Origin of the sequence: Robertmurraya sp. FSL W8-0741, from assembly GCF_038004005.1 — a bacterium.
In the GTDB taxonomy this organism is placed as follows: Bacteria; Bacillota; Bacilli; order Bacillales; family Cytobacillaceae; genus Robertmurraya; species Robertmurraya siralis.
This window is the reverse complement of the sequence record NZ_JBBOQG010000001.1, coordinates 1,104,562-1,126,629: the sequence shown is the minus strand read 5'-3', so window position 1 is coordinate 1,126,629 and position 22,068 is coordinate 1,104,562. Positions and strand designations below refer to the sequence as shown.

Genomic DNA, 22,068 nt, shown 5'->3' with positions numbered 1-22,068 from the left:
CCTCTTCTATCTGATAATTTAAAGATAACAGAGATAAAGGAGAACAAAACATGGAAATAGCGACTGGACTGCTAATTCTCGCAGTAGGCATGATTGCTGGGGGCTACGGAACAATTGTTGGCGCAGGCGGAGGATTTATATTTGTACCGGCACTGCTTCTTTTATTGCATATCGATCCTGTAAGTGCATCTGCGTCAGGCATTGTCATTGTTTTTATAAACTCTCTATCCGCAGTGGTTGGCTACGCCAAGCAAAATAAAATTAACTATCGAACGGGAATGTTCATCGGGATCGGGGCATTTCCTGGCTCCATACTTGGAGTTTGGTTGCTGCAGCTATATTCATCCAGTTACTTTTATATTATTTTCGCCACCATTCTAGTGGCGCTAGGGATTTTTTTGTTTGCAAAAAATTCCCCTTTTAAAATTCTTCAGAGTCAAAGGGATACTAGCATTAATATGGAGGCAAACACTTCCGATAGTGCGTTGGAAATGGAAACACGGCCCCTTCCACTAAAAGGATTGTTGCCACTTGGTTTTCTCATGGGAGTATTGTCAGGTTATCTCGGGATCGGAGGAGGTTGGCTTCTTGTACCAGTTTTAATCTACTTTTTTAAAGTCCCAACACATTACGCAACAGCTACTTCGATTTTTGCTCTTGCTCTTTATTCAATAATTGGAGTTGCTGCACAATTCGTTTATAACAACATCGATTGGTTGACCGTTCTTTGGGGAGGAATTGGGGTCATGATCGGTTCCCAAATTGGGACACGATTATCCGAGCGAATTCCTAGTAAAATGATTATGCAAATGCTCTCTGTTTTATTGATTATTATTGGTCTGCGAATGTTTTTCGCATAAATAACTGTACTATAGTCTTTTTAAGTTTGGACAGGACCCTTTAAATGAACCCTCTTTTTTTGCCATACGTTAAAAGACTCTCATAAGGATCTTCAAGGTCTAATCCAAGAACTTTACAAAACGCCGCTTCTGTCTTAAAGCCTTGTTGTTTAAGGGTAATCACGTCTGCTTTTACGTGGGAGAACTCCATAATAAGCGCATGTTCTATTATCATATGGAGGTAGGCATTCTGTTTTTCTACTGGCTGCGGTTGGCCAAATAATTCAAATTCGAACCCGGCAAAAAGGAAATTAGCCTTCACAACCGGAATGCCTCTCATGAAACGTCTTTTTATTTGAAAATTTTCTTTATCATGGTAAAGTTCCGTTATCGCCTTCTCGAATTGTTGTAAATCATGAACTTCCATAATGATGTCTAAGTCCGAACCTGCAATATCAATTTCAATCGGCAATGTCCCACAAAGAGTAGGATCATACTCAGAGAGTTGTTCCATAACTCCTAAAACTTCAATTGCCTCATAAGCTCTCTTTTGTTTTTCATTTCCCTTTTTCAAATAGTTTATGTTTTTGAACATCGATATCCTCCCAAGTAGCAAAATTCTTCTCCCCGTTTTAAAAAGACTTTCTATAAATAGCTTAAAGTTGGGACAATGCAGTTTGCTTGATACATCCTATCTAATTCAGCTCTTGTTGCCCACTTCATATCTACAACCTTATCTGCTCGAAGGATCGTTTCAATCATTTCGAAATTCTGCCACACATCATAGCAATCTCGACGTTCACCCTTAGTACACTTCCATTCAGATCCGGTTCTAATTCTTTAATTTCTTAATGCGCCTCGAGACTTTTTTTACCTTTTAAGATTAAACACCTTTCCTTATAGGTTTTGAACACGCGGATCATTTGGATACATTTCCTTTATGTTTATCTTTAATTGATCAGCAATTTCTCGGTAAGTTAGTAGGTTTCCGTTTATTAATTTTAGATAAATATTCACTGGATCAGCAATATTTTGCCGAATGGCATTTCCAAAAGGGGATGTAAACTGATGATCATCGATATTCGCTCCAATCTTCTCTTCGGACATTTCCGCATATTTTAGAGACTCGTTCAAATCACTCAGTAGTGAAAGTTCAGCCAACAATTCAAGCTCATATCCTTCTAAATCTTCTCTCTTCTTTAACATCGCTTTTGCCTCGAAAAACTGCGATTGCTTAACCAATACATGAGGCATAGATCTACTTACAAAAAAGTTATTTGGCTCTAATCGAAGCACCTCTTCATAAATATTCTGAGTCAACCTATAATCTCCCTTAACTTGGTACTCCTCGGCTTGAGCGATTAATTTGTTAATACTTTCTCTCCTTTCTAAATAGCTACTCAATAATTGTTCACTATTCATCCCTACTATTTTACTAAGAGCTTGTTCTAAATCCATATCCTTTAAAGCTATTAAAATCTCAGGGATAGCCGCCATTCCAAATTGATCGACGAGCTCTTTTACAACAAAATAGCTTTGGAGATATGGATCAGCATTCCCATCTCTTTCCTTATAAAAGGATGTGTTCGTCATTAATTCTTCAAAATCCACTTTTTCTATCTGGTTGATATCAACCTCAGTATTCCTGTATCTCATTAATTCGGCTATTCCTTCGTTAAACCAAGTAGGTATGCTTTCACCAGAGATCCCATGCTCCTCTAAAAATCGATCCGTTCTGTAATGGGCATACTCATGATGAAATAAATTCTCGAATTGAGAGCCTGATACCATAATTTCACTCTTAAGGTGGATAGATTCATTTAATGGAAGGTAATATCCACCTGATTTTTCAGAGGAAGAGGCAGCATGAAAAGCCTCTTCATTAGCATACACGATAACAGTCAGTGCATCAGAATGACTGCCATATAATTTATTTAACTCCGCTTTTGCTTTTGGATATATCGCTTTTATCATTTCCACCGATGTCCTGTCTTCTTTTTCAAACTTAATCTCCAGACCTTCTATATTCTCAGTAAATAGTTCCATATTTATGGGATTTAATGTTCTTTCGTTAACTAAATTGTGAACGAATTCATTAAATACAGTTTTCACCTCATGTATAGCATATACACTAAACAGGACAAGAAAAATAAACACAACCGTTAGGATTTTAAGAACATTTTTCAATTTCAACTTTCTCCTTTTTTAAAAAATAATGGTTTCCTAATCTCTTAGTTTGAAATAGTATCCCTTATAATTAAACACATTCTCAAATCCCAAATTCTCCGCAATCGCTACAGACGGCCAGTTCTCTTCCATGCAATCCCAATAAGGAATATTACCATTCTCTAAGCAATCTTTTACAAAATAATGGGCAATTACTTGCGCTAGTTTTCTGCCTCTATGCCCTTGGAGGGTTTCAATTGCGATGCAGTGAATGTTTTCAACGACAAATCCTGAAAGACAAATACTAACAATTATATTATTGAATAACACACAGTAACCTTTACCATTATTCAAAAAATAATCAGAAGAAGTCCAAAATTCAGAAATTTTCAAACGTAAAAAATCCATATTTTTTATGGAAGAATCCTTTAAAAGTTAAGAGCTGATTTTTGTCACGGTATAGCCTGGTTCGATTGAATACGATTTTTCCTTATCAGTAGTTTTTGATAACGTGTATACCTTTTGATTCCAGGACTTTAAATTTCGAGAAGTAAATAACTTCTCGATTACTGTATCCCATCCTTGATGATTCCCTAATCCTTCAAACCATTCTAAACCTACCTTCCTTGCCTCCGGTGCAATCACAAGGTCTAAAAAACCGTTTATTTCATAATTAAATGCATCATTATGCTCATTACCAATAAATACGAAACCATCATTATTGCCTAACCAAAACCAGCCCAGTAGTCGGTGATATAGGATGATCCACAAATATTCGCCCAGGATTAATTCCTTCTACAATGGCTTTCACTTCTAATTGACCAGCTCCATTTATAATGCTTTTACATTTATGAAAATCTTCCTTGCTTAACTCACAAATCATGCAGTATTCCACCTTTTCTCATGTTAACATTATAGATTGTTGAGCATAAATATAGTTTGCCCAACTTCAGTTATGCATACTGTAACGCTTTCTTGATATATTTCTCGTTCGCATCAAGATTCAAAAATTAGAAAACTGCTCAATAACTGCAGAGTCAATTATACTCATACCGATTCAATTTTTAAATAATGCGTTGTGCTAACGAGGGCCTGTTAATCTGGAGGCACTCCTTCGCTCAAAAGAGTAAATCCTTGGCTCATATTAACCAAAGTCAGATTAGACTTGCCAAATATTTACCTTTAAAGAACTAACGAAGATAGTGGACAATAATCTGATAAATTGCGATAGAAAGTCCTAGTAGACTTGCTTTCATTTTTGAAGGATGATTGCTTTTACTGCGGTACAAATACAAGAAAAGAATGATAAATCCTAGCGGAATCCATAGTTGAAATTGACCTTTTTCCGTACTTTGAGAATATATAGGCGCAGCATAAGTACCAATTAAAAAATATAAGAAAACTTTATAACGTCCAGTCTCCAATTGCCTACTCCACCGCATTAAGAAAAATAAGATAATAAGTCCGACAATCGTAATATGTAACGGTGGTAGCATAAGAGCTCCATTTCCAATTGGAATTTCCATTACAGCTTCCTCCTCCTTTTTAAATAGCACCTCTCCATATTACCATAATCATCCAAAGTGTTTCTGAACATTTTGTTTCAGACTTTCTAAAAAGAGGCTACTTACCCAATACTCCCTTTTTTCAATGACAATTCAAATAACATTCATTATACTTAATATAACTTTATAAAGGAGCGATGAATATGAAAAGCTTAACACTTACTTTCACAAGCAAATCGGAGAGTATGTTAGCTTAAAATCTATTTTTGTAAACCTATTCTCCGATTTGAGTATCCAAATCTCATAAATCGGAGGAAAAACATTGAAGATCAAAAATATCTATTATTTAGTAACTAGTTCACGTGCATTTATGATCCAAATGGTATTTACATTGAATGCTATTTACTATGTAACTCAGGCTGAGTTAAATCCACTTCAGCTAGTGTTAGTCGGAACTATTATGGAATTATCCATTTTACTATTTGAAATGCCAACGGGACTAGTGGCTGACTTTTTTGGAAGGAAAAAATCCTTAGTCGTCGGGACGTTCAAGCTGCCCATCTACTTGAAGGGAGTTTTCCAGAATTTTGGGCAATTGCCATTGGGGCTATTTTATGGGGACTAGGTTGGACGTTTATTAGCGGAACAGAAGAGGCATGGATTTCTGACGAATTGGAAAGCAAAGAATTGGAGCAGGTTTTCCTAAAAGGGGCACAATACAGTTCAATTGGAAGGTTTAGCGGGATCATTGCCAGCCTTCTGGTTGCCGCTTTATTTTCAGTTCAAGCAACTATTTTGACTGCTTAGTGGGAATGATTGCCCTTTATACATCTGTACAAGTTGGGATGGCTTCTTCTACGATCTTGATTATTCCCACATTGTATTTTTTATGGTCATTGAGAAAAGTGACATAGAAGAAAAACCTTTAAGGAGCCCAGGCAAAATGCGTAGCTTGGGCTTCCTTACTCATATTTCCCAAAAGTTTGGTTGCATTTATCCTAAAAGTTCAACGGAAGCCACGAAAACTAGCATTACTAACTACAGTTCTGCATACAATAAACGAAAAAATTCATTTTCGCTTGAGCATGACTGCTCAGCACTGTTAATGACCATTAACTAGACACTTAGCTTGGGAGAAAACATGATGTTTGATCTGTTTGCACCTTATCCAATTATAATAAGTCTCATAAGCATCCTTCTTAATATCATTATTGCGATAGCAGGGATACTGCCTAGCACTTTCGTAACGCTTGGAACAGTTAGTGCTTTAAACTTAAATTTCGCCATTATCATATTAATCATTGGTGAAGCAGCTGGTGCCATTATTAGCTTCACCCTATACAGAAAAGGACTGCAAAAATTATCTGCATTTCCTCGCTTCAACAAACTAGAAAATCGCTATTTAAGCAAATTAAAGGAGTCAGATGGAGCTCATGCTTTCTTTATTGTTATCTTCCTAAGAGTGCTTCCCTTCGTACCTTCTGGCATTGTCACACTTACTGCAGCCATAAGTAAATTGAAGGTATTGCCTTTCTCTATCGCCAGTACAGCTGGCAAAATTCCCGCTATTATGATAGAAGCATACTCCGTTGTTTATTTTTTAACCCTCGGGGTTGAATGGCAAATTTTGGTTGGGGTTGTTATCTTATTTATCTATCTCATCTATTTAACCTTTAAGAAATCATTTAGAAAAAGCCGCTGACTTTGTATGGGTACACTCAAAATTATTCGAAATTCACTAGTCCTAGATGATACCTGATCCACAATATCTTTATAAGAAAAATGAAACAAAAGTTAGTCGTTTGGCAAGTGCAGACCACTTTGAATGATGTTTACAATGTGGATGAAATGACTCCCATCCTCATCACCTTAAAAAACGAAAGGATTGGTTCCCCTTAATACCAATCCTTTCTCTATTTTTAAGCTCAAAGCTTTTTCATATGGTGGCGTTTACGATTTCGATTTTTCAAGACTGCAATTCCAGCAAAAATCATCATAAACGAAATGATCATAAAAGCATTTAACTTCTTGGAATCGTCCTTTTTTTCAACTAAATTTGGTTCATCTACTGTTGTTGTTTGTATTTCAGGTATTTCTATTTCATGAATCGGATATGATGTAATTTCATCTCCATATTGATTCTTAATTCTTAAAAGACCATCCGTTGTCATTTCTTCGTTAAATTCTTCGTTTTGTACAAGCGGAAATTTATATTCTTCTTTTGTGACAAAGATTCGCTCACCTAAAGTAAATTCTTTCCCTTTAGGAATAGAAGCAAAATGATAGTTGGCAAAAGCATAATCAAGTAATTCTACTGTATCATTGTAGATTTCGGTTTGCGTGGCTCCCTTTAAAACGACAGCAATTACTGACATCTCCCCTCTTTTTGCCGTCGTAATTAACGTTTGGCCTGATTGATTAACATAACCATTTTTTCCGCCAGTAACTCCATCATATGGCCGCCCTAACAACAAACGGTGATGCGTGTAGATCGTCGTATCCCAACTTTCACCATCCCAATCTAATTCTCTCGTTCCAAAAATTTCGCGAAACACTTCATTTTTCATGGCGTATTGGGTAAGTAAAGCCAAGTCTCTTGCTGTAGTCGTATGTTCCGGATCAAATAAACCATGAGGATTGATAAAATTCGTATTCCTTAAGCCTATCTCTTTTAAATAAGCATTTAATTCATGGGCAAATTCTTGCACAGACCCATGCAAATGTTCCGCAATCGCTACACCCGCATCATTTCCGGAATTAATCAGCAAACCTTGAATAAGCTTTTTTAATGAGACTCTTTCTCCCACCTCTAAATACACTCTAGTGCCATCAACTTGTCTGGCCTTTTCACTCGTCGTAGCAATCGCCTCTAAGTCCCCGTTTTCGATTGCATATATGGCAGTCGCTACCTTTGTTAAACTAGCAGGATACATAAGTACATCCGGATTTTTTACATATAAAACTCTACCGCTGCCCTCTTCTATTAAAATGGCAGCTTCACTTGCAATTGTAGGCTCATCCAGTAGTTCATTTGCATAAGCAGTAGAATTTGAAAGCAGATTTACACTTAAAACAATGGTTAAAATCATAAAGGTTATTTTACTAAATCGATTTAAATTTTTTAAATGTTTTAGTTTTTTATTCATACTTCCATTCCCCATGTTTGTAATTTAAATCAGCACAAAAATTTTGTGCAAAATCTTCAGACACAAACCTTATTTTATCCAGAAGTAAAAAATCCATTTTCCTATAATTATTACCTATGACCTATATTAGCATATTTTACATGACAAAAGACTCACTATATTCGAAACCAATACGATTTATTTAACACTTCTCGTAATTAAGCTTGGTTTCTTTATCCTTCCGTGTAGCTTTCTTTTAAAAAAGCTTTGTTAAACTCTATGGTTGATTAAACGATTTTTGGCACATTTCGTGTGAAACCTTAGTTTCACACGCCTTTCAGTTATACTGAAAAGTCTTCTGATTCCATGAAGCGATGTGAGAAAATAAGCCAAATATCAACACCGACATATAACAAAGCCTTTAGATAAAACACTCTATTCACATTGTACCCTTAGTAGCGATTTCAAAGATATTAAATCTTCATGATATTTTTATAACAATATAACAATTGAAAAAGCAGATAATAAAAAAGCCTATTATAAAGTAATCCGGAAATGATGTAAAAGTGTTGCCCCTTAGTCCAAGGGAAGTTTGACCAGAACGATCCCCCGTTGCCTCTATAAGACAAATTCCTTTGTTAATATTGCACTTTAAAGAATTGCAAAATAATAAACTGTCGGAAAAATCCCTTAAAAAAAGCAAGTGAGGCTCATTCACTTGCATTACTTGGTTTTGTCTGAAAGTTTCTGATTCGTGGGGACAGATAACGCTTGAGACTGACCTGGTTTTGTCCTCATGTGTCGTTTATGAGAACAAGGTTTGCTCTTTTTTGACGATCTTTGTCCTCATGGGCCCTTCATGCGGACACGCTTGACTCTTTTTTGGTGATCTTTGTCCTCATAGGCTCTTTATGCGGACACGGGGGGCTCTTTTTTGGCATTCTTTGTCCTCATGAGCCCTTCATGCGGACACAGGATGCTCTTTTTTGATGATCTTTGTCCTCATGGACCCTTTATGCGGACACGGGATGCTCTTTTTTGACGCTCTTTGTCCTCATGAACTCCCTATGCGGACACACTTGGCTTTTTTTGGACTTCGTTTCTCCTCATGAGCCCTTTATGCAGACTTACTTACCTCGGTGCTATTCCACTTTGTAAAAGAAAACCGAAAAGAACAAAATCGCTAACGCAACTCAATTAATACCCAAGTGTTGATTACTCCCTTGGGTCTTTCCTCGCCTGTATCATCGCTCCATTACAAAAAGGACAAACTACTTCTTCATTTTCTTCTAAATAAAAATGAAACTCCTCCACTACATAATCTGGAGCTTCATCTTCTTTGCCACAGTCTCTAAAATTAAAATGATGAATTTCATTTCTTCATTCAACTCGAATGGATCTTCTTCATCAAACCATTTCAAACATTCATCCTGCTCTTTGTTTTTGCCCACAGTTGATCCTCCTCATCGTTTTGATCGATTCCCTATCCTCAGATACTAGAATCCATAATCTGTATTCCAGATCTCAACTAAGCCCATCTCTCTATGACAATGAGGACAATCCGATACTCAGCTATCGCTGGTCTTGCCAAATATCTACCGATGTTCTTTGCTGCACCCTTAGCGTCTTTCATTTTCTTTTGTTCATTCACATAGAATCTTTTCGAATATCGTTGATACCGTTCATTAATCAGATTAAGAACACTTTGGTTTTCAGGAAACCATTTCTTTAACAGATCTCACACGACTTTTTACCAAGACTTTCTCAAAGATCCATAAGGAATATATCCACTTGGCACCCATTCATTTCGATGATCTAGGGCACCTTCCGTAACCAAAAATGCATTTGTCTATAGTTTCAGGTGAACCAGATATATGCCAGCCTTTACATTTCCAGCTCCACAGATTATAATCAATTCTATAAACTCGATTTCAATGAGCATATCATTCATATTAGAAGAGGTGCGTTTTGTGAGTGCGGTAGTTTCTAAATAGGATAAAAAATTAAAGGAAATAAGGATGTTTTAATAACGGGGGATTTACCCCTTATTTTGTTTTGGACTTATTTCCGCCTATGAAGATACCTACCCTACTTTAAAAACAAGCGCGTAATTTCATAATTTGAACTATCCCATTGATAGTTTTATTTATGTATTTTACTATTTCCTTGTAAACGTAAAAGCTGAGGTATCTGCCTCAGCTTTTTTTATTTGTTAACAACTCATTGAAATCCTGACGCTAGGTATCTTCATTGCTGATAAACTAATCACATTGAGGAGAGTAAAAACATGAATATAAGTACTTTTGAAAAATTACAATTCAACGAATTAAAAGAGATCGTAAAAAATTATTGCATTAGTGGATTAGGCAAACAACTAATTGATAAATTACTGCCTAGCTCTAACTTAAAAATTGTCAAGCAGCGCTTAACCGAAACATCTGAAGCACGGGTTATACTTGATGCAGGAGGAAACGTACCATTTATAGGTGTTTCTAACATTGAACACATTATCGCTAAATTGGAAAAAGGCATCATTTTAGAGCCAACAGAGCTTATAAGTATTTCCGACTTTTTACGGGGATGCCGAAAGATTAAACATTTCATGATCAATAAAGAATTTTCTGCACCTACATTAGCGTCCTATGCTAATTCCATGACAGAATTCATGGAGATAGAGGAGGAAATTAATTTATCGATTAAAAACAATCAGGTTGACTCGTCCGCCAGCAAAGAACTCAAACGTGTTCGCGACCATATCACAACAACTGAACAAAAAATAAAAGAACGTTTAAATAAATTCTTAAACAGCAGCGTAAATAGAAAATATATTCAGGAATTCATGATTTGTATAAAAGATGACCGTTATACAATACCTATAAAAGCCTCATACAAAAATCAAGTACAGGGAACCGTTATTGAAATATCTTCTAAAGGTTCGACAGTCTTTATGGAACTTAATGTGGTCGGAAAATTAAGTGGTGAATTAGCAACTTTAAAATCTGAAGAAGCTATGTTGGAATATCAAATACTAGCCACTTTAACGGGGCTAGTGACAGAAAATCTCCAGCTTATTAAAATTAATATCGAGCTTATCTCCCTTTACGATATGACTTTTGCCAAAGCTAAATACAGCAAGCATGTTGATGGAATTGAGCCAAAAATCAATAATTTTGGAAAGATGAACTTAATCAATTGCAAGCATCCATTATTATCAGGTCATGTTGTTCCGCTTCAATTTCAGATTGGAGGCAGTTATCGAAGCTTGATCATTACTGGACCTAATGCGGGAGGAAAAACAATTGTACTGAAGACAATTGGTCTTGTTACTTTAGCTACTATGTCCGGGTTCCATATTACAGCTTCTAAAGAATCGGAAATTGCAGTATTTGACCATATTTTTGTAGATATCGGTGACAATCAGAGTTTAGAAAATGCACTAAGTACATTCTCTTCACACATGAAAAACATATCAGAGATACTTCAATCGGTTAACAACAATACACTTTTACTATTTGATGAGATTGGCAGTGGAACAGAACCAAACGAAGGGGCAGCTTTAGCAATCTCCCTATTAGAAGAGTTTTATCTAAAAGGATGTATTACTGTTGCCACAACGCATTATGGAGAAATAAAACGTTTTTCCGAAATGCATAGTGATTTTATGAACGCTGCCATGCAATTTGATAATGAAACATTGGAACCATTATATAAGCTTCTCATCGGAAAATCCGGAGATAGTAATGCATTATGGATCTCACGGAGAATGAACATTCCGGAAAATGTTCTAAAAAGAGCCGAAGATTATATGAAAAAGAAAGAATATCGATTGGAACAACTAAATGAAAGCAAAATCAAAAAGCCAAATATAGTTGTTGAAAAAGCAGAGAATATTATCAATTACCAAAAAGGGGATCGTGTCAAACTACTTGACTATGACGACTTCGGAATTGTGTACAAAGAAAGGGACAAGTACTATAACGTTACTGTGTTTTATCAAAATCAATTTATTGAGATAAATGAAAAACGACTGTCTTTAGAATTAAAAGCTACAGAATTATATCCAGAGGGCTATGATTTAGACACTTTATTCATTGATTATAAAACCAGAAAACTAAATCATGATATTGAACGAGGTTCAAAAAAAGCACTTCGTAAAATTCATAGAGAAATACGAAAAGATAAGTAAATAAAAAGAAAGGCGTAACAGAGGATTTATTTTTAAAGAATGTACACGTTAGAAGTCGACATGGTACCTAGCTCGTAAACCTGCCGGCAAACAAAAAGAGCCCTTTTAATAGAAGGGCTTCTGATTATGGATCTTATCTTACTAAACCAGCTAATAGGAGTCAAGAACTTCTTATTAAAATATTTTTTCTACCGTGTTATACTTTTTGAAGGCACGCCAAATAACCCTCCAAATTCCGTTTGGTAGGTTTTTCATTAGTTGCTTTTTCTTGTTGATTAAGCCAAATCTAGGAATTGCTCATTTCTTTTTAGGATTGCATAAATCCAGTGTAAAAGCTTGTTTACGCAAGCTATCATCGCTACTTTTGAAGGCTTTCCTTCTTTTCGTTTCCGATCATAATACTCTTTTAGCTTCTTGTTCCTGGAGCTTCTTATACCGCATAATACGGCCATATACAAAGCGTACCGTAATCGGCTTGAACCTCGTTTGGTAATATGATTTATCGTAGCGGTGAACTTACCTGATGAATGGACACTTGGATCTATTCCTGCGTAAGCTACAAGTTTCTTAGGGTGATTAAACCGGTCAATTTCTCCGATTTCGGAAATAATCGTTGCCGCGATTTTTTCTCCTATACCCGGAATTGACTGGATTATCTTACATTCTTCAATTTCTTCTGCCAGGACATCTATCTGTCTCTCCAAGCTGGATAGGTGTTCCTGGTATTGAAGAAGCATATTGATGTACATATCCAAACTGAACAACTGGCTCTCATAAACACCTTGTTGGAAAGGATTCCGCTTAGCTGAAGCCATTAATTTAGCTGCCTTCTCCGTCATCCAACTTTGGGACCGTTTAATACGCATTTCCTCAATTCGTGACATTATCTTTTCTTCCCCTGCCATCAGTATATCTTCAGATGTCGGAAACTCTTTTAATATTTTGAGAGAAACTTTCGAAAATAAATCCCCGAAAACTCCCCTGTATTCAGGAAATATCTGATCAAGAAGGGTATGGAACTGAAGTTTTGCTTGGATGTAAAGGTTCGTAACGGTTTCATATTGCCTTGACAATGTTCTCAGATTTAGAAGTCTCAGTCCTCTTTTCTTATACGGCTCAAATTCTTCCTTGTAATAAAGAACACAAAGTTGATATGCATCAATCGCATCAGTCTTTACCTTTCTAAGGCTTGTTTTCTTAGCTTGATAAGAAATAATTGGATTAACCAAGATGTATAGATACTGACTTCCTTCAAGACATTGAATAATTGGTGTATGGTAATGTCCTGTAGATTCAAGAATAACTGCTGGTCTAACCCCAGTATTTCTCTCTATCTCTCTCAAAAAAGAAATAAGCGAATCTAAATCCTCCTTGGTATGCTTTACACTAAAACTTTTCCCGAATGGCTTGTCTTTATCCAAAAAAGCCTGTACCTCACTTTCTCCTTTGGCTACATCTAAGCCAATGACTGGATTCATTAATATCTCTCCTCTAGTTTTATTCACCAGTAACCCCTATACCTTCCTGTAGTTACATAGCTTCGCTTGTTATACGAGATCATTTGTCCCAACCAGCCTCAAACATCATTCTACAAGTAGGGGGTGAACAGTTTAGTTGACGAGATCTAACTCCCACGCACCCGTACGTTCTACCCTGGCTACTGAAATAATAGGTCCTATAAAAAAAAGAGCAACCAGTAAAATCTGGTTAACTCTATAATACGAAAACACCCGTTAGTGAAAACTGGAAATATGTTTTAGTGAGGTGTAAATTCTATTCAGGATTATTATCAAATCAGGTTTAACTGTTATCCCAGAATGTGAACCTTCCTTTAGAGATATATTTTGGGCGTTATAATGCACAGTAGGAATAAGCTATTCATTCTCCCGTGCTAATGATTATAACACTTGCTATTAGTATCTACTACTAATTTACAGACCAATTAAATTTATCATTCAACTGATCTGCACGTTTTATATCTGAGATTCCTTAATAAAACGCCCTTAATTAAGATAGACCCATTTCTGATTAACGCTAGTACTTTTTTCATACACATTATTGAAAATTAAAACATCAAAACTCTTTATAATCGAAAGTAAGTTATTCCACGAGCTTGCCCGATTGTGGAATAAAGAAATACTCTATTAAGCAACTTGTTTTAATAACTGGTTGCTCCATTAAACGATTGCACCCTGTTACTTGAATAACTTATACCAATACAAAGTGGTCACTATATTTGGATTATAGGACTGTTTCATTGTGTCAACTCCACCTAGGATGAATCCTTGTTTCACATAAAATCTGCATGCTCCAAGATTATCATCTTGAGCCTCTAGTGACATTCCGATAAGCTTTCTTTGTTTTGCCCACTCTTCCGCTTTAGTTAAGAGCAACTTCCCGATTCCATATCCTCTAAATTCTTTTTTGGTCGCGATATTTTCAATATAACAGAAGCGATTCCAATCCTTAATGATTCTAATTTGCCCAATGCAATGATTATTCTTATAGGCTAAAAAAAGAGCCTTATCTTCCCGGTTTATATATTGGCTCCAATCAAGTTTATCATCTGGGAAACGAATTTCTTTTGTTTCATCGAATAGATTCTCTTCAAAAGACCATTTTCCTGATTGAAAACTGGGTACAACCTTACCAAACACTTTAAAATCATCATTTGTTTTATTGATGTCATCAATTAATTCATTCTTTAATGGAGTAATTATGATTTCCTCTGCCATATTCATTTTGACACCTTCCCAAACCGAAAACTAAACCCTATTCAACATTACTGCTCTGTTAATGCAATAAGCAATCGCTTCGCCATTATGTAAAATCTTACATTTTTATTGAATAATAATTTAATAACCATAGCGCCATAAACCATTACGTTCCTGTATAGAATCATTTTGTATAGTTCTGTCTAATAAAAAACAAATGAAGAAAAATGAGTTATTTTCTTCATTTGTTTTTTTAGATTGGAACTTTTCAGACAGCTCGATCTCAGCTAGTTCCCGTTCTGACTTAATTTCTTGCGTAATTGCTCAGCTGCTGTCAAGGCAGCATTATCATGTAAGATCTCTCCTGGTTTACTTCCCTTTCCTAAAATATAACCATCCAATTTCCCACCAAAATAACCCATTATATGCTGAAACGAAAGAACTAGGGGTAAACCTTTTATATGTGGTTCATCACCACCCACCGCAATCAGGAAAGCTTTCTTGCTTCCCATTTCTTGACGGAACTGAGGGAACTCAGAATCTCTCAACGTTTCAGTCCAGCGATCGACAAAATTCTTCATAAGACCAGACATCGTGTACCAGTAAATCGGGGTGGCAAAAATCAGAACATCATGTGCTATGACTCGTTTAATAACACTATTATAGTCATCTCCTAGATCTTGAAAGCCCCTTTCAGAATGACGTTGATCGTCGATTGGAAGAATATGATAATCGCGCAAATAAATTTTCTCACTCTGCAATCCTTCAATCGCATATTCAGTTAGTTGCTCTGTATTTCCGTTCTGCCGTGCACCACCGTAAATCACCGCTATCGACATATTACCCGTCCTTTCATGTTGAGCATGTATTTGTAAAAAATATCTAATATCATTGTAACAAGTTCTTATCAGAAAGAAAAAAAAAGCGATTTTCTTTGCTGTCGGCTAAATAGATATACAAAATCATCCAGAACTCAATGGTTTCAATGTTCAATGATTTTTCAATTTTTTATATGCTAATGGGGTCATATTCATCCATTTACGAAATTTTTCAATGAAATAACTTGTGCTGTTAAATCCCACCTGATATGCCACGTCAGTAACATTAGAATCCGGTTGCTGCAGTAGAATTAAACTTTTTTGAATCCGATATTCACTCACATATGTTAACGGCGTTGTATTTAACATTCGCTTGAAATAACGGCAACATTCGGAACGGCTTATCTTCCCTGCTTCGGCGATATCATCTAAAAGAATCTTTTCATCATAGTGAAGATGAATCCAATTTAGCATCTGCTTTATTCGTTGATTCTTTCGCATTTCTTTCTGTTCGTGTTCTAATGTGATTCCATTCATAATGAGATTTTTCCAAATGAATGCAAGCTGCACACATATGTCGATCTCAAAGAATGGCGGGCAGCTTTTTATTATTTGATTGATCTTCAACAAGGAAGTCAATATATTATTGGCCCAAGTCTTAGTTGGAAGTAAGTGTAAAAATGGGATATTTGTAGCCTCGACATATGGTGCGACAAGAGTTGTATAAAGTTCTTGCGATAAAACGAAATTAGGAGCGACATTTAAACAAATATAGGTGCAGCCAGAATTATTCTCCTCTCTTGCCATATGGACACAACCACTATTAATAAAGAGCCCTTCCCCTTTTTCAACCTTGATATTTATCTCATTAATTTGAAACATGGCTTCCCCTTTGACAAGGTACACAAATTGAAACTCATTATGCCAATGTAGCGGTATATATCCATGGATATTATCGTGAATCGTAGTTTCATAGCATGCCAGTGGTAATTCACGCATTCGATGCTCCGTTAATTCTTTTAAAGTGCCATCGATCTTAAAATTCTTAATTTGCATCGCATAACCTCAATATATTTATATTTTTACATTCGATTTTTGTATTTTTTTAAGGGTTTACAGCTTATTATTGATTATATTGTAGCACTATTTTTATATTGAAGGTGGAGAAAAAAATGAATAGATGGCAGGGAATAGTACTTGTCATAACAGGCGCAATATTTTGGGGAATCGGTGGTACAGCTTCGCAAAAGCTTTTTCAACAATATCACATTGAAGTAAATTGGCTCGTAACGACTCGATTGCTGATAGCAGGATTATTGCTTTTATTTATTCAATTTTTTAATAAAGGACGGTCGCAAATTTTTGCTGTATGGAAAAACCGAAAAATAGCGATTCAATTAGTGATCTTCGGTTTACTTGGCATGCTTGCAGTCCAATATACATATATGGCTTCCATAAAACACGGAAATGCGGCAGTAGCAACTCTCTTACAATATTTAGCACCGGCTATGATCATCATCTACTTAATTGTCCGCAAACAAACCGTGCTAGCACGGAGAGATTTACTGACTGTTTCCCTCGCATTAATCGGATCCTTTTTCTTATTAACAAACGGCACCTTTTCACAATTATCTGTGCCGCTGCCGGCGATTGTCTGGGGGATACTATCTGGAGTCGCTCTTGCATTCTATACCTTATATGCAGCATCGCTCCTCAAACAATATGATTCACTTGTCATTGTTGGATGGGCGATGATTATCGGCAGTTTTGCCTTGAGTTTTATCCACCCCCCTTGGCGGATCCATCTATTGAACTTGCCTGTAGAAGCCTATTTATACTTGCTCTTTGTAATCCTATTTGGTACCATGCTTGCCTTTTGGTTTTATATCGAAAGCCTCAAAAGTCTGTCGCCTAAAGAGACGAGCCTTTTAGGCAGTGTTGAGCCGTTAGCTGCTGTTATCACCACGGTGTTTTGGCTTAAAGAACCTTTTGGAACTTTCCAATGGGGTGGTTCTGCATGTATTATTGGAATGATCATCTTACTATCCTTAAAGGAAAAAGGGACTACCACATCCGAAAAGCGAACCGCTTAAGGTCAGCTAATGCGGAATACCATTAGCACCTAAATAGTTGCAATATATTTCTATTTAGGTGCTAAGCTGTACTAGTTTAGCCAGTCAGAGTTTTTCTTAAAGCTTCACAGCACCAATTTGATAACAGCGGTGCCTAAAATTGGCTGTAGTAGAATCAACATACAAACGAAAGCTAAAATCAGCAATGGCGGCAGTACACCCTTACGAAAATCAGTAATATACCTCTATTTCTTTGCATACATAGCGACAAAATACAGAATCATACCAAGCTTCACCACTTCTGACGGTTGAAACATAAAAGAACCGATTCTCACCCATCTTTGAGAGTAATTTCTTTCGACTCCAATACTGGGAATTAATACCATGACTAAGAGCGTGTGAGGCAACCACAAAGAGCGGGCTAAAATTTTTATAAAACTGATGCGGAATATAAGCCAGCACCACAAACAAAGCAAAGCCAACAGCGAAAGATTTAAGCTGTCTCGAAAAAAAATATCTCTCATTTCCGTAGTTTTCCAGTGCTAACGGATAACCAGCACTATAAACCATGACTTAACCAAATATGATTGTGGTGATAATCAAAATATAATCGAACTTTTTAAGCGCTCTAAAAATCATGCCATCACCTACAGAACCGCATCTATTTTTTACTAAACATGTAATGCTTTGATCTTTTATGCACACTTAACACCAGCCCAAGACCGATCATATTCGTGAGAAGGGCACTTCCTCCATAACTGATAAACGGCAATGCCAGTCCGGTTATCGGCATCAACCCTATTGTCATGGAGATATTTTGGAATACCTGAAAGGCAATTAAACCAATAATACCCGCAATGATATAGACAGCAAATAATGTATTAGCACGCAAAGCAATATGAACCATTCGAAAGATTAGTAGCAAATATAAACAAATTAAAATCGAGGCACCGACGAATCCAAACTCCTCCCCTATAACAGCAAAAATAAAATCGGTATGAGCCTCCGGTATCCTGCCACTTTGGACTTGGCTACCCTGATTAAACCCTGAACCCGTCATTTGTCCTGAACCAATCCCAAGCATAGATTGAGTCAACTGATAACCATAGCTCGACGAAAAATGATCCGGGCTTAACCAGCCGTATATTCTTTCAAGTTGATGCGGTTTAATGATCTTAATGAAAATATCAAAGAAATGATTATGCAGGTAAACTAAACAGGTAATTAAAGCGGCAAATCCAGATAATAAAAGGAGCGTTATTTTATAGGAAATAGCGGAGACACCAATTAATGTAAATAGGACAGCAGCAATTACTAGTGCAGAACCTAAATCAGGCTGAATTAAGATGAGAAAAAAGGGGACCATCGTGAAAGAGAGTAACTTAAAAGTTATTGGAATGCTTTGTATAAACGTTAAACTTTTTTCCCCCACTCTACTTAAATAATAAGCTAGCAAAAGGACTAAAAAGATCTTCATAAACTCTGACGGCTGAAGTTCAAAGAGGCCGAAGCTGATCCAGCGTTGCGAACCATTTTTAAATGTTCCAAAAAAATGAACTAACAACAATAACCCCATTCCGACTGCATATAATGGGAGAGCCCATTTTTCTAACAACTCGTAATCAAAGTGCATCACTACTGTCATAGCAATAAAACCAATAATATACCAAACCACTTGCCTCTTGACGAAATAAAATGGATCATCTGCCTGGTACTGACCTGAAGCGCTATAAACAACAACCAAACTAAAAATAAATATTCCGAACAAAATAAATAATAGTTGTGAATCAATTTGTGGCTCTTTTCGTTCCATACTCTCTCCTTTCGCTCTTGCTATTGTCTATGAAAATCTTGATCTATTATTCGCTATTTTTTTAATATTGTTACTACAACCTGAACTGCAATCGCATCATCCACATAGCCAATTGGGAATAAATAATCCGGGATGCAGTCTATAGTTAAAATAAAGTAGAGCAAAGCTCCCCCCATCAACGAAAGTTCTTTAACCGACCCTTTTTTCAATCGGAATTTTTCATAAAAATCTTTCAGATGATTAATAGCTGATCCGATACTATCGACCTTTTTTAGCTTTTCTGCGAATCCATTAACAATCGTCTTTTCTCCCTCTTTTGTTTGCGCAAATTGTTCATATTTTGCTAATTCTTGTTGAATATCTTCTACAGTTAAATTTTTCTTCGGTAATTGATTCTCTTCAAAGAAAGGCTTCATTGTTTTCAAAAAGGCATGGTACTCGGAAAACACTTTGCTATCTTTCTTTTCAACTTCATACCCAGCAGCCTTAAGCAACTTATGTAATGGGACTTCAAAACAATCGGCAAACCTTTGCAAATGGTTAAGGTTTGCCTTTCTTTTGCCATTCAATATTTTGGAAATCGTTGCTTTATCAATCACTGTTCGTTCACTCAATTTTCGCAGTGACCATGAGCGCTCTTCCAGCATCTCTTTTAATAGCTCGCACAGTTCATCATCATCTCTATTAACCTTAACCATTGTCTCTTATTCCCTTCATCTACTTTCTTTGACCAATATATCTCCATGTTGACATTTTGTCAACACACGTCGTATTTTGTCAACAACAACTAATATAGATCTGGAATTATCCTATTACTTACAAGAATGAAGGCTTAAATTCGCTGTACTTTTTTTAAAAATATGCCTTCTTTGTACAAGAGACTCATCTTAGGATGTTATATTATATATAAAAATATTGAAAAAATTGTTAGGAGAATTGACATGTTAAATGCGTTAACAGCTATTGGTGGCAAAATAAATGATCAGAAGATAACATGGGGACTTGGTGGCTCACTCTTACTAAGTTTTTATAATCTAGAGGACAATCCAAATGATATTGATATTTTGGTAGAGGAAAACAGCACATATAAATTGAATCAAATGTTATCAACCATCGGACAGTGTAAGGAAGCCGTGAGTTCTGACCCCTTTCGAACAACCTCTTTCTCCAAATATCTAATTGAAAATATGGATGTTGATGTAATGGGGGGATTTGCCATTCAACATCACGAGGGCATCTATAAAATTGCTTTCAATACCCATTCAATCGTCGATAGCAAGACTATAAATGGAGTAAGTATCCCGCTCTGCTCACTAGAAGATTGGTATATTTTATATTGGCTTATTCCTAATAAGCAGTATAAAGCACTACTTATTGAAGATTTCTTAAAAAAAACAGGTGTCAAGCATCCTGAAATCTTTAAACAAGCCTTAAACCAGCCATTGCCGTTTGAGGTTAAAGAACGGGTAAGAGCATTATTATAGGTCGTTGTACTTCGGCAATATTGTCATGAATCAGAACATTTTTTCTTCTAGCTGCTGCTTAACAGCATAGAATCAAAAAACTTTTAGTAAATCTTTTTTACACCTTTATCGAACAACAGTCGTTACAAATTGAGGTGCATTTGCTTAGCACAGACAGTCTTTTTCAGCTCTCAATAGCTAAATAGCCTTTTAATATTACACCCTTAAACTCATCATAATAAACTGCTTACCAATCGGGCCAGTTTTCCTTTTTCCTGTATCTTGAAAACCAACTTTACGATACATTTGCTGAGCAGCTATATTTTTGTGGTTAACAGCAAGAACAATTTCGTTACAGCTCGGGAATTCCTTACTAACAAACTCTTTTAATAGTGACATCGCACCTTTTCCATAGCCTTTTCCTTGGTCAACAAAGTTGATGGACAACGCAGTCAGCAGCATAGCATGTGGGTTCTCTGAATATTCCTTTACTCTATTGGTGGAATGTAATAAAAAGAAGCCTACTGGCTTTTGGACTTTAAGAATAACAATCCGGTATTGACCATCTGTTACTTCGTGATAACAGTTTGGCAGCGATGTAAATTGAGCTTGCTCTTCAGGTAGCTCAAAAGCATTCAGGTGCATCCATATACTCGTGTGCAAAATGTTTCAATTCGAGATTATTTATTTTATCCATTTATTCCCCTTTCCCTCTTTCAACACACTCAAAAACTGGAAAAATTTTCTTTATAAAAAAGAGAGATTTTATCTTTAAGCTCTGCTTATGGTAATCATTCCTATCTTGTCCACATTACTCGTAAGGACAATAATGCGGAAGTTCTGATTGGAATTCTTTTACGTTGACAATACGGTTGTCTTGGTCAAATTCTATTAATGAAACCCCATCAAAATCACTGACATTTCCCATATACTCACACTTAAAATACCATTCAACAGCAGTTACATTGTCTTGATGGATAAATTGTTTTATGTCCCACTGCAATACAGTACCTTTTTGATTCCAATCATGGAACCATCTCTTAATCATTTCAACTCCCTGATATTCAGGACCATAACATTCAATGTAAGTAATATCTGCAGAGAATATCTCGGTTAATTTTGAACTGTCCTTGTTGATCCAAGACTGAAAATAACTCACTATAACACTTTCTCTCTCCATAATAGCCTCTTTCCTTTTCTTATTTTTATAGATTATTCTTCTCTTTTTTCAGCTGAAATTCCTTCTTTCTTTGATTGCTTATTTCTGAGAATGGCTTAGTGGATGGTAATAGAATCCAGAGTGTTCGAATAAAAAGAACAAGTTTTGTTACACTAAAATAAGGAAAGGATAGTACTTATCAAAAAAG

General features: G+C 36.1%; 20 protein-coding genes and 3 pseudogenes. 6 read left to right on the top strand and 17 right to left on the bottom strand.

Annotation, left to right across the window (positions count from 1 at the left end; translation table 11 throughout):
* Positions 1–50: 50 nt before the first annotated feature.
* The gene (locus NST02_RS05390) at positions 51–860 is read left to right on the top strand and encodes a sulfite exporter TauE/SafE family protein (protein ID WP_340948339.1); all 810 of its coding nucleotides are present in this window, start codon (positions 51–53) and stop codon (positions 858–860) included.
* Between the two features lie 40 nt (positions 861–900).
* Here NST02_RS05390 and NST02_RS05385 read toward each other — a convergent pair whose 3' ends face one another.
* The 4 genes and pseudogenes from NST02_RS05385 to NST02_RS05370 form a co-directional block, all read right to left on the bottom strand.
* A complete protein-coding gene (locus NST02_RS05385; RefSeq protein ID WP_095310790.1) occupies positions 901–1,434 on the bottom strand; it encodes a DUF4269 domain-containing protein in 534 nt (177 codons plus the stop codon).
* A gap of 302 nt (positions 1,435–1,736) precedes the next feature.
* Complete coding sequence (locus NST02_RS05380) at positions 1,737–3,026, bottom strand: collagenase (protein ID WP_340948336.1); 1,290 nt, start codon at positions 3,024–3,026, stop codon at positions 1,737–1,739.
* 36 nt (positions 3,027–3,062) lie between these two features.
* Positions 3,063–3,888, bottom strand: a pseudogene (locus tag NST02_RS05375) (GNAT family N-acetyltransferase).
* A gap of 307 nt (positions 3,889–4,195) precedes the next feature.
* On the bottom strand, positions 4,196–4,531 hold the full coding sequence (locus NST02_RS05370) for a hypothetical protein (protein ID WP_137743915.1): 336 nt from the start codon (positions 4,529–4,531) through the stop codon (positions 4,196–4,198).
* A 301-nt stretch (positions 4,532–4,832) separates the two neighbouring features.
* Between NST02_RS05370 and NST02_RS05365 the strand changes: the two genes are divergently transcribed.
* Positions 4,833–5,135 (top strand): hypothetical protein, encoded by a 303-nt coding sequence (locus tag NST02_RS05365; protein ID WP_211344120.1) that lies wholly within the window; start codon positions 4,833–4,835, stop codon positions 5,133–5,135.
* Between the two features lie 516 nt (positions 5,136–5,651).
* Positions 5,652–6,212 carry a TVP38/TMEM64 family protein gene (locus tag NST02_RS05360; RefSeq protein WP_244988919.1) on the top strand — a complete coding sequence of 187 codons (561 nt, stop codon included), beginning with the start codon at positions 5,652–5,654 and terminating at the stop codon, positions 6,210–6,212.
* A 223-nt stretch (positions 6,213–6,435) separates the two neighbouring features.
* On the opposite strand, the gene NST02_RS05355 is transcribed toward NST02_RS05360, so the two are convergent.
* The 3 genes from NST02_RS05355 to NST02_RS23745 form a co-directional block, all read right to left on the bottom strand.
* Positions 6,436–7,656, bottom strand: coding sequence for a D-alanyl-D-alanine carboxypeptidase family protein (locus NST02_RS05355; RefSeq protein ID WP_340948331.1), 1,221 nt, complete (start codon positions 7,654–7,656; stop codon positions 6,436–6,438).
* A 1,292-nt stretch (positions 7,657–8,948) separates the two neighbouring features.
* On the bottom strand, positions 8,949–9,086 hold the full coding sequence (locus NST02_RS05350) for a hypothetical protein (protein ID WP_170943596.1): 138 nt from the start codon (positions 9,084–9,086) through the stop codon (positions 8,949–8,951).
* A 77-nt stretch (positions 9,087–9,163) separates the two neighbouring features.
* Complete coding sequence (locus tag NST02_RS23745; RefSeq protein WP_445678165.1) at positions 9,164–9,325, bottom strand: transposase; 162 nt, start codon at positions 9,323–9,325, stop codon at positions 9,164–9,166.
* Positions 9,326–9,922: 597 nt separating this feature from the next.
* Here NST02_RS23745 and NST02_RS05345 point away from each other — a divergent pair.
* Positions 9,923–11,821 (top strand): endonuclease MutS2, encoded by a 1,899-nt coding sequence (locus NST02_RS05345; RefSeq protein ID WP_212933682.1) that lies wholly within the window; start codon positions 9,923–9,925, stop codon positions 11,819–11,821.
* A 275-nt stretch (positions 11,822–12,096) separates the two neighbouring features.
* Here NST02_RS05345 and NST02_RS05340 read toward each other — a convergent pair whose 3' ends face one another.
* From NST02_RS05340 to NST02_RS05325, 4 genes are all read right to left on the bottom strand, one after another.
* Positions 12,097–13,299 carry an IS110 family transposase gene (locus NST02_RS05340; protein ID WP_340948330.1) on the bottom strand — a complete coding sequence of 401 codons (1,203 nt, stop codon included), beginning with the start codon at positions 13,297–13,299 and terminating at the stop codon, positions 12,097–12,099.
* Positions 13,300–14,016: 717 nt separating this feature from the next.
* Positions 14,017–14,562, bottom strand: coding sequence for a GNAT family N-acetyltransferase (locus NST02_RS05335; RefSeq protein WP_095310806.1), 546 nt, complete (start codon positions 14,560–14,562; stop codon positions 14,017–14,019).
* Between the two features lie 260 nt (positions 14,563–14,822).
* Positions 14,823–15,374 carry a flavodoxin family protein gene (locus NST02_RS05330; RefSeq protein ID WP_340948327.1) on the bottom strand — a complete coding sequence of 184 codons (552 nt, stop codon included), beginning with the start codon at positions 15,372–15,374 and terminating at the stop codon, positions 14,823–14,825.
* Positions 15,375–15,524: 150 nt separating this feature from the next.
* Positions 15,525–16,403 carry an AraC family transcriptional regulator gene (locus NST02_RS05325; RefSeq protein WP_340949991.1) on the bottom strand — a complete coding sequence of 293 codons (879 nt, stop codon included), beginning with the start codon at positions 16,401–16,403 and terminating at the stop codon, positions 15,525–15,527.
* A gap of 122 nt (positions 16,404–16,525) precedes the next feature.
* On the opposite strand from NST02_RS05325, the gene NST02_RS05320 reads away from it, so the two are divergent.
* Positions 16,526–17,446: a DMT family transporter gene (locus NST02_RS05320; protein WP_095310812.1), complete on the top strand. Its 921-nt coding sequence runs from the start codon at positions 16,526–16,528 to the stop codon at positions 17,444–17,446.
* 224 nt (positions 17,447–17,670) lie between these two features.
* On the opposite strand, the gene NST02_RS23740 is transcribed toward NST02_RS05320, so the two are convergent.
* From NST02_RS23740 to NST02_RS05310, 4 genes and pseudogenes are all read right to left on the bottom strand, one after another.
* Positions 17,671–17,949, bottom strand: coding sequence for an FtsW/RodA/SpoVE family cell cycle protein (locus NST02_RS23740; protein ID WP_445678151.1), 279 nt, complete (start codon positions 17,947–17,949; stop codon positions 17,671–17,673).
* A pseudogene (locus NST02_RS23735) lies at positions 17,948–17,998 on the bottom strand (hypothetical protein); the annotation flags it as partial. The pseudogene NST02_RS23735 and the gene NST02_RS23740, both read right to left, overlap by 2 nt.
* An 88-nt stretch (positions 17,999–18,086) precedes the next feature.
* A complete protein-coding gene (gene rodA / locus NST02_RS05315; protein ID WP_137743921.1) occupies positions 18,087–19,238 on the bottom strand; it encodes a rod shape-determining protein RodA in 1,152 nt (383 codons plus the stop codon).
* Positions 19,239–19,291: 53 nt separating this feature from the next.
* Complete coding sequence (locus NST02_RS05310) at positions 19,292–19,936, bottom strand: DUF1232 domain-containing protein (RefSeq protein WP_137743922.1); 645 nt, start codon at positions 19,934–19,936, stop codon at positions 19,292–19,294.
* A 243-nt stretch (positions 19,937–20,179) separates the two neighbouring features.
* Here NST02_RS05310 and NST02_RS05305 point away from each other — a divergent pair, with 243 nt between their 5' ends.
* A complete protein-coding gene (locus tag NST02_RS05305) occupies positions 20,180–20,722 on the top strand; it encodes a hypothetical protein (RefSeq protein ID WP_095310819.1) in 543 nt (180 codons plus the stop codon).
* A gap of 195 nt (positions 20,723–20,917) precedes the next feature.
* Here the strand turns inward: NST02_RS05305 and NST02_RS05300 are convergent.
* Both NST02_RS05300 and NST02_RS05295 read right to left on the bottom strand, forming a co-directional pair.
* Positions 20,918–21,398: pseudogene (locus NST02_RS05300) on the bottom strand (GNAT family N-acetyltransferase).
* A 114-nt stretch (positions 21,399–21,512) separates the two neighbouring features.
* Positions 21,513–21,860 (bottom strand): nuclear transport factor 2 family protein, encoded by a 348-nt coding sequence (locus tag NST02_RS05295; protein WP_340948318.1) that lies wholly within the window; start codon positions 21,858–21,860, stop codon positions 21,513–21,515.
* Between the last annotated feature and the right edge of the window lie 208 nt (positions 21,861–22,068).

What these genes read in the sequence shown, in the direction of transcription:
- NST02_RS05390 (WP_340948339.1), top strand. Translation starts at nt 51, where the DNA reads ATGGAAATAGCGACTGGACTGCTAATTCTCGCAGTAGGCATGATTGCT.
- NST02_RS05385 (WP_095310790.1), bottom strand. Translation starts at nt 1,434, where the DNA reads ATGTTCAAAAACATAAACTATTTGAAAAAGGGAAATGAAAAACAAAAG.
- NST02_RS05370 (WP_137743915.1), bottom strand. Translation starts at nt 4,531, where the DNA reads ATGGAAATTCCAATTGGAAATGGAGCTCTTATGCTACCACCGTTACAT.
- NST02_RS05360 (WP_244988919.1), top strand. Translation starts at nt 5,652, where the DNA reads ATGATGTTTGATCTGTTTGCACCTTATCCAATTATAATAAGTCTCATA.
- NST02_RS05355 (WP_340948331.1), bottom strand. Translation starts at nt 7,656, where the DNA reads ATGAATAAAAAACTAAAACATTTAAAAAATTTAAATCGATTTAGTAAA.
- NST02_RS05345 (WP_212933682.1), top strand. Translation starts at nt 9,923, where the DNA reads ATGAATATAAGTACTTTTGAAAAATTACAATTCAACGAATTAAAAGAG.
- NST02_RS05340 (WP_340948330.1), bottom strand. Translation starts at nt 13,299, where the DNA reads ATGAATCCAGTCATTGGCTTAGATGTAGCCAAAGGAGAAAGTGAGGTA.
- NST02_RS05335 (WP_095310806.1), bottom strand. Translation starts at nt 14,562, where the DNA reads ATGAATATGGCAGAGGAAATCATAATTACTCCATTAAAGAATGAATTA.
- NST02_RS05330 (WP_340948327.1), bottom strand. Translation starts at nt 15,374, where the DNA reads ATGTCGATAGCGGTGATTTACGGTGGTGCACGGCAGAACGGAAATACA.
- NST02_RS05320 (WP_095310812.1), top strand. Translation starts at nt 16,526, where the DNA reads ATGAATAGATGGCAGGGAATAGTACTTGTCATAACAGGCGCAATATTT.
- NST02_RS23740 (WP_445678151.1), bottom strand. Translation starts at nt 17,949, where the DNA reads ATGAGAGATATTTTTTTTCGAGACAGCTTAAATCTTTCGCTGTTGGCT.
- rodA (WP_137743921.1), bottom strand. Translation starts at nt 19,238, where the DNA reads ATGGAACGAAAAGAGCCACAAATTGATTCACAACTATTATTTATTTTG.
- NST02_RS05310 (WP_137743922.1), bottom strand. Translation starts at nt 19,936, where the DNA reads ATGGTTAAGGTTAATAGAGATGATGATGAACTGTGCGAGCTATTAAAA.
- NST02_RS05305 (WP_095310819.1), top strand. Translation starts at nt 20,180, where the DNA reads ATGTTAAATGCGTTAACAGCTATTGGTGGCAAAATAAATGATCAGAAG.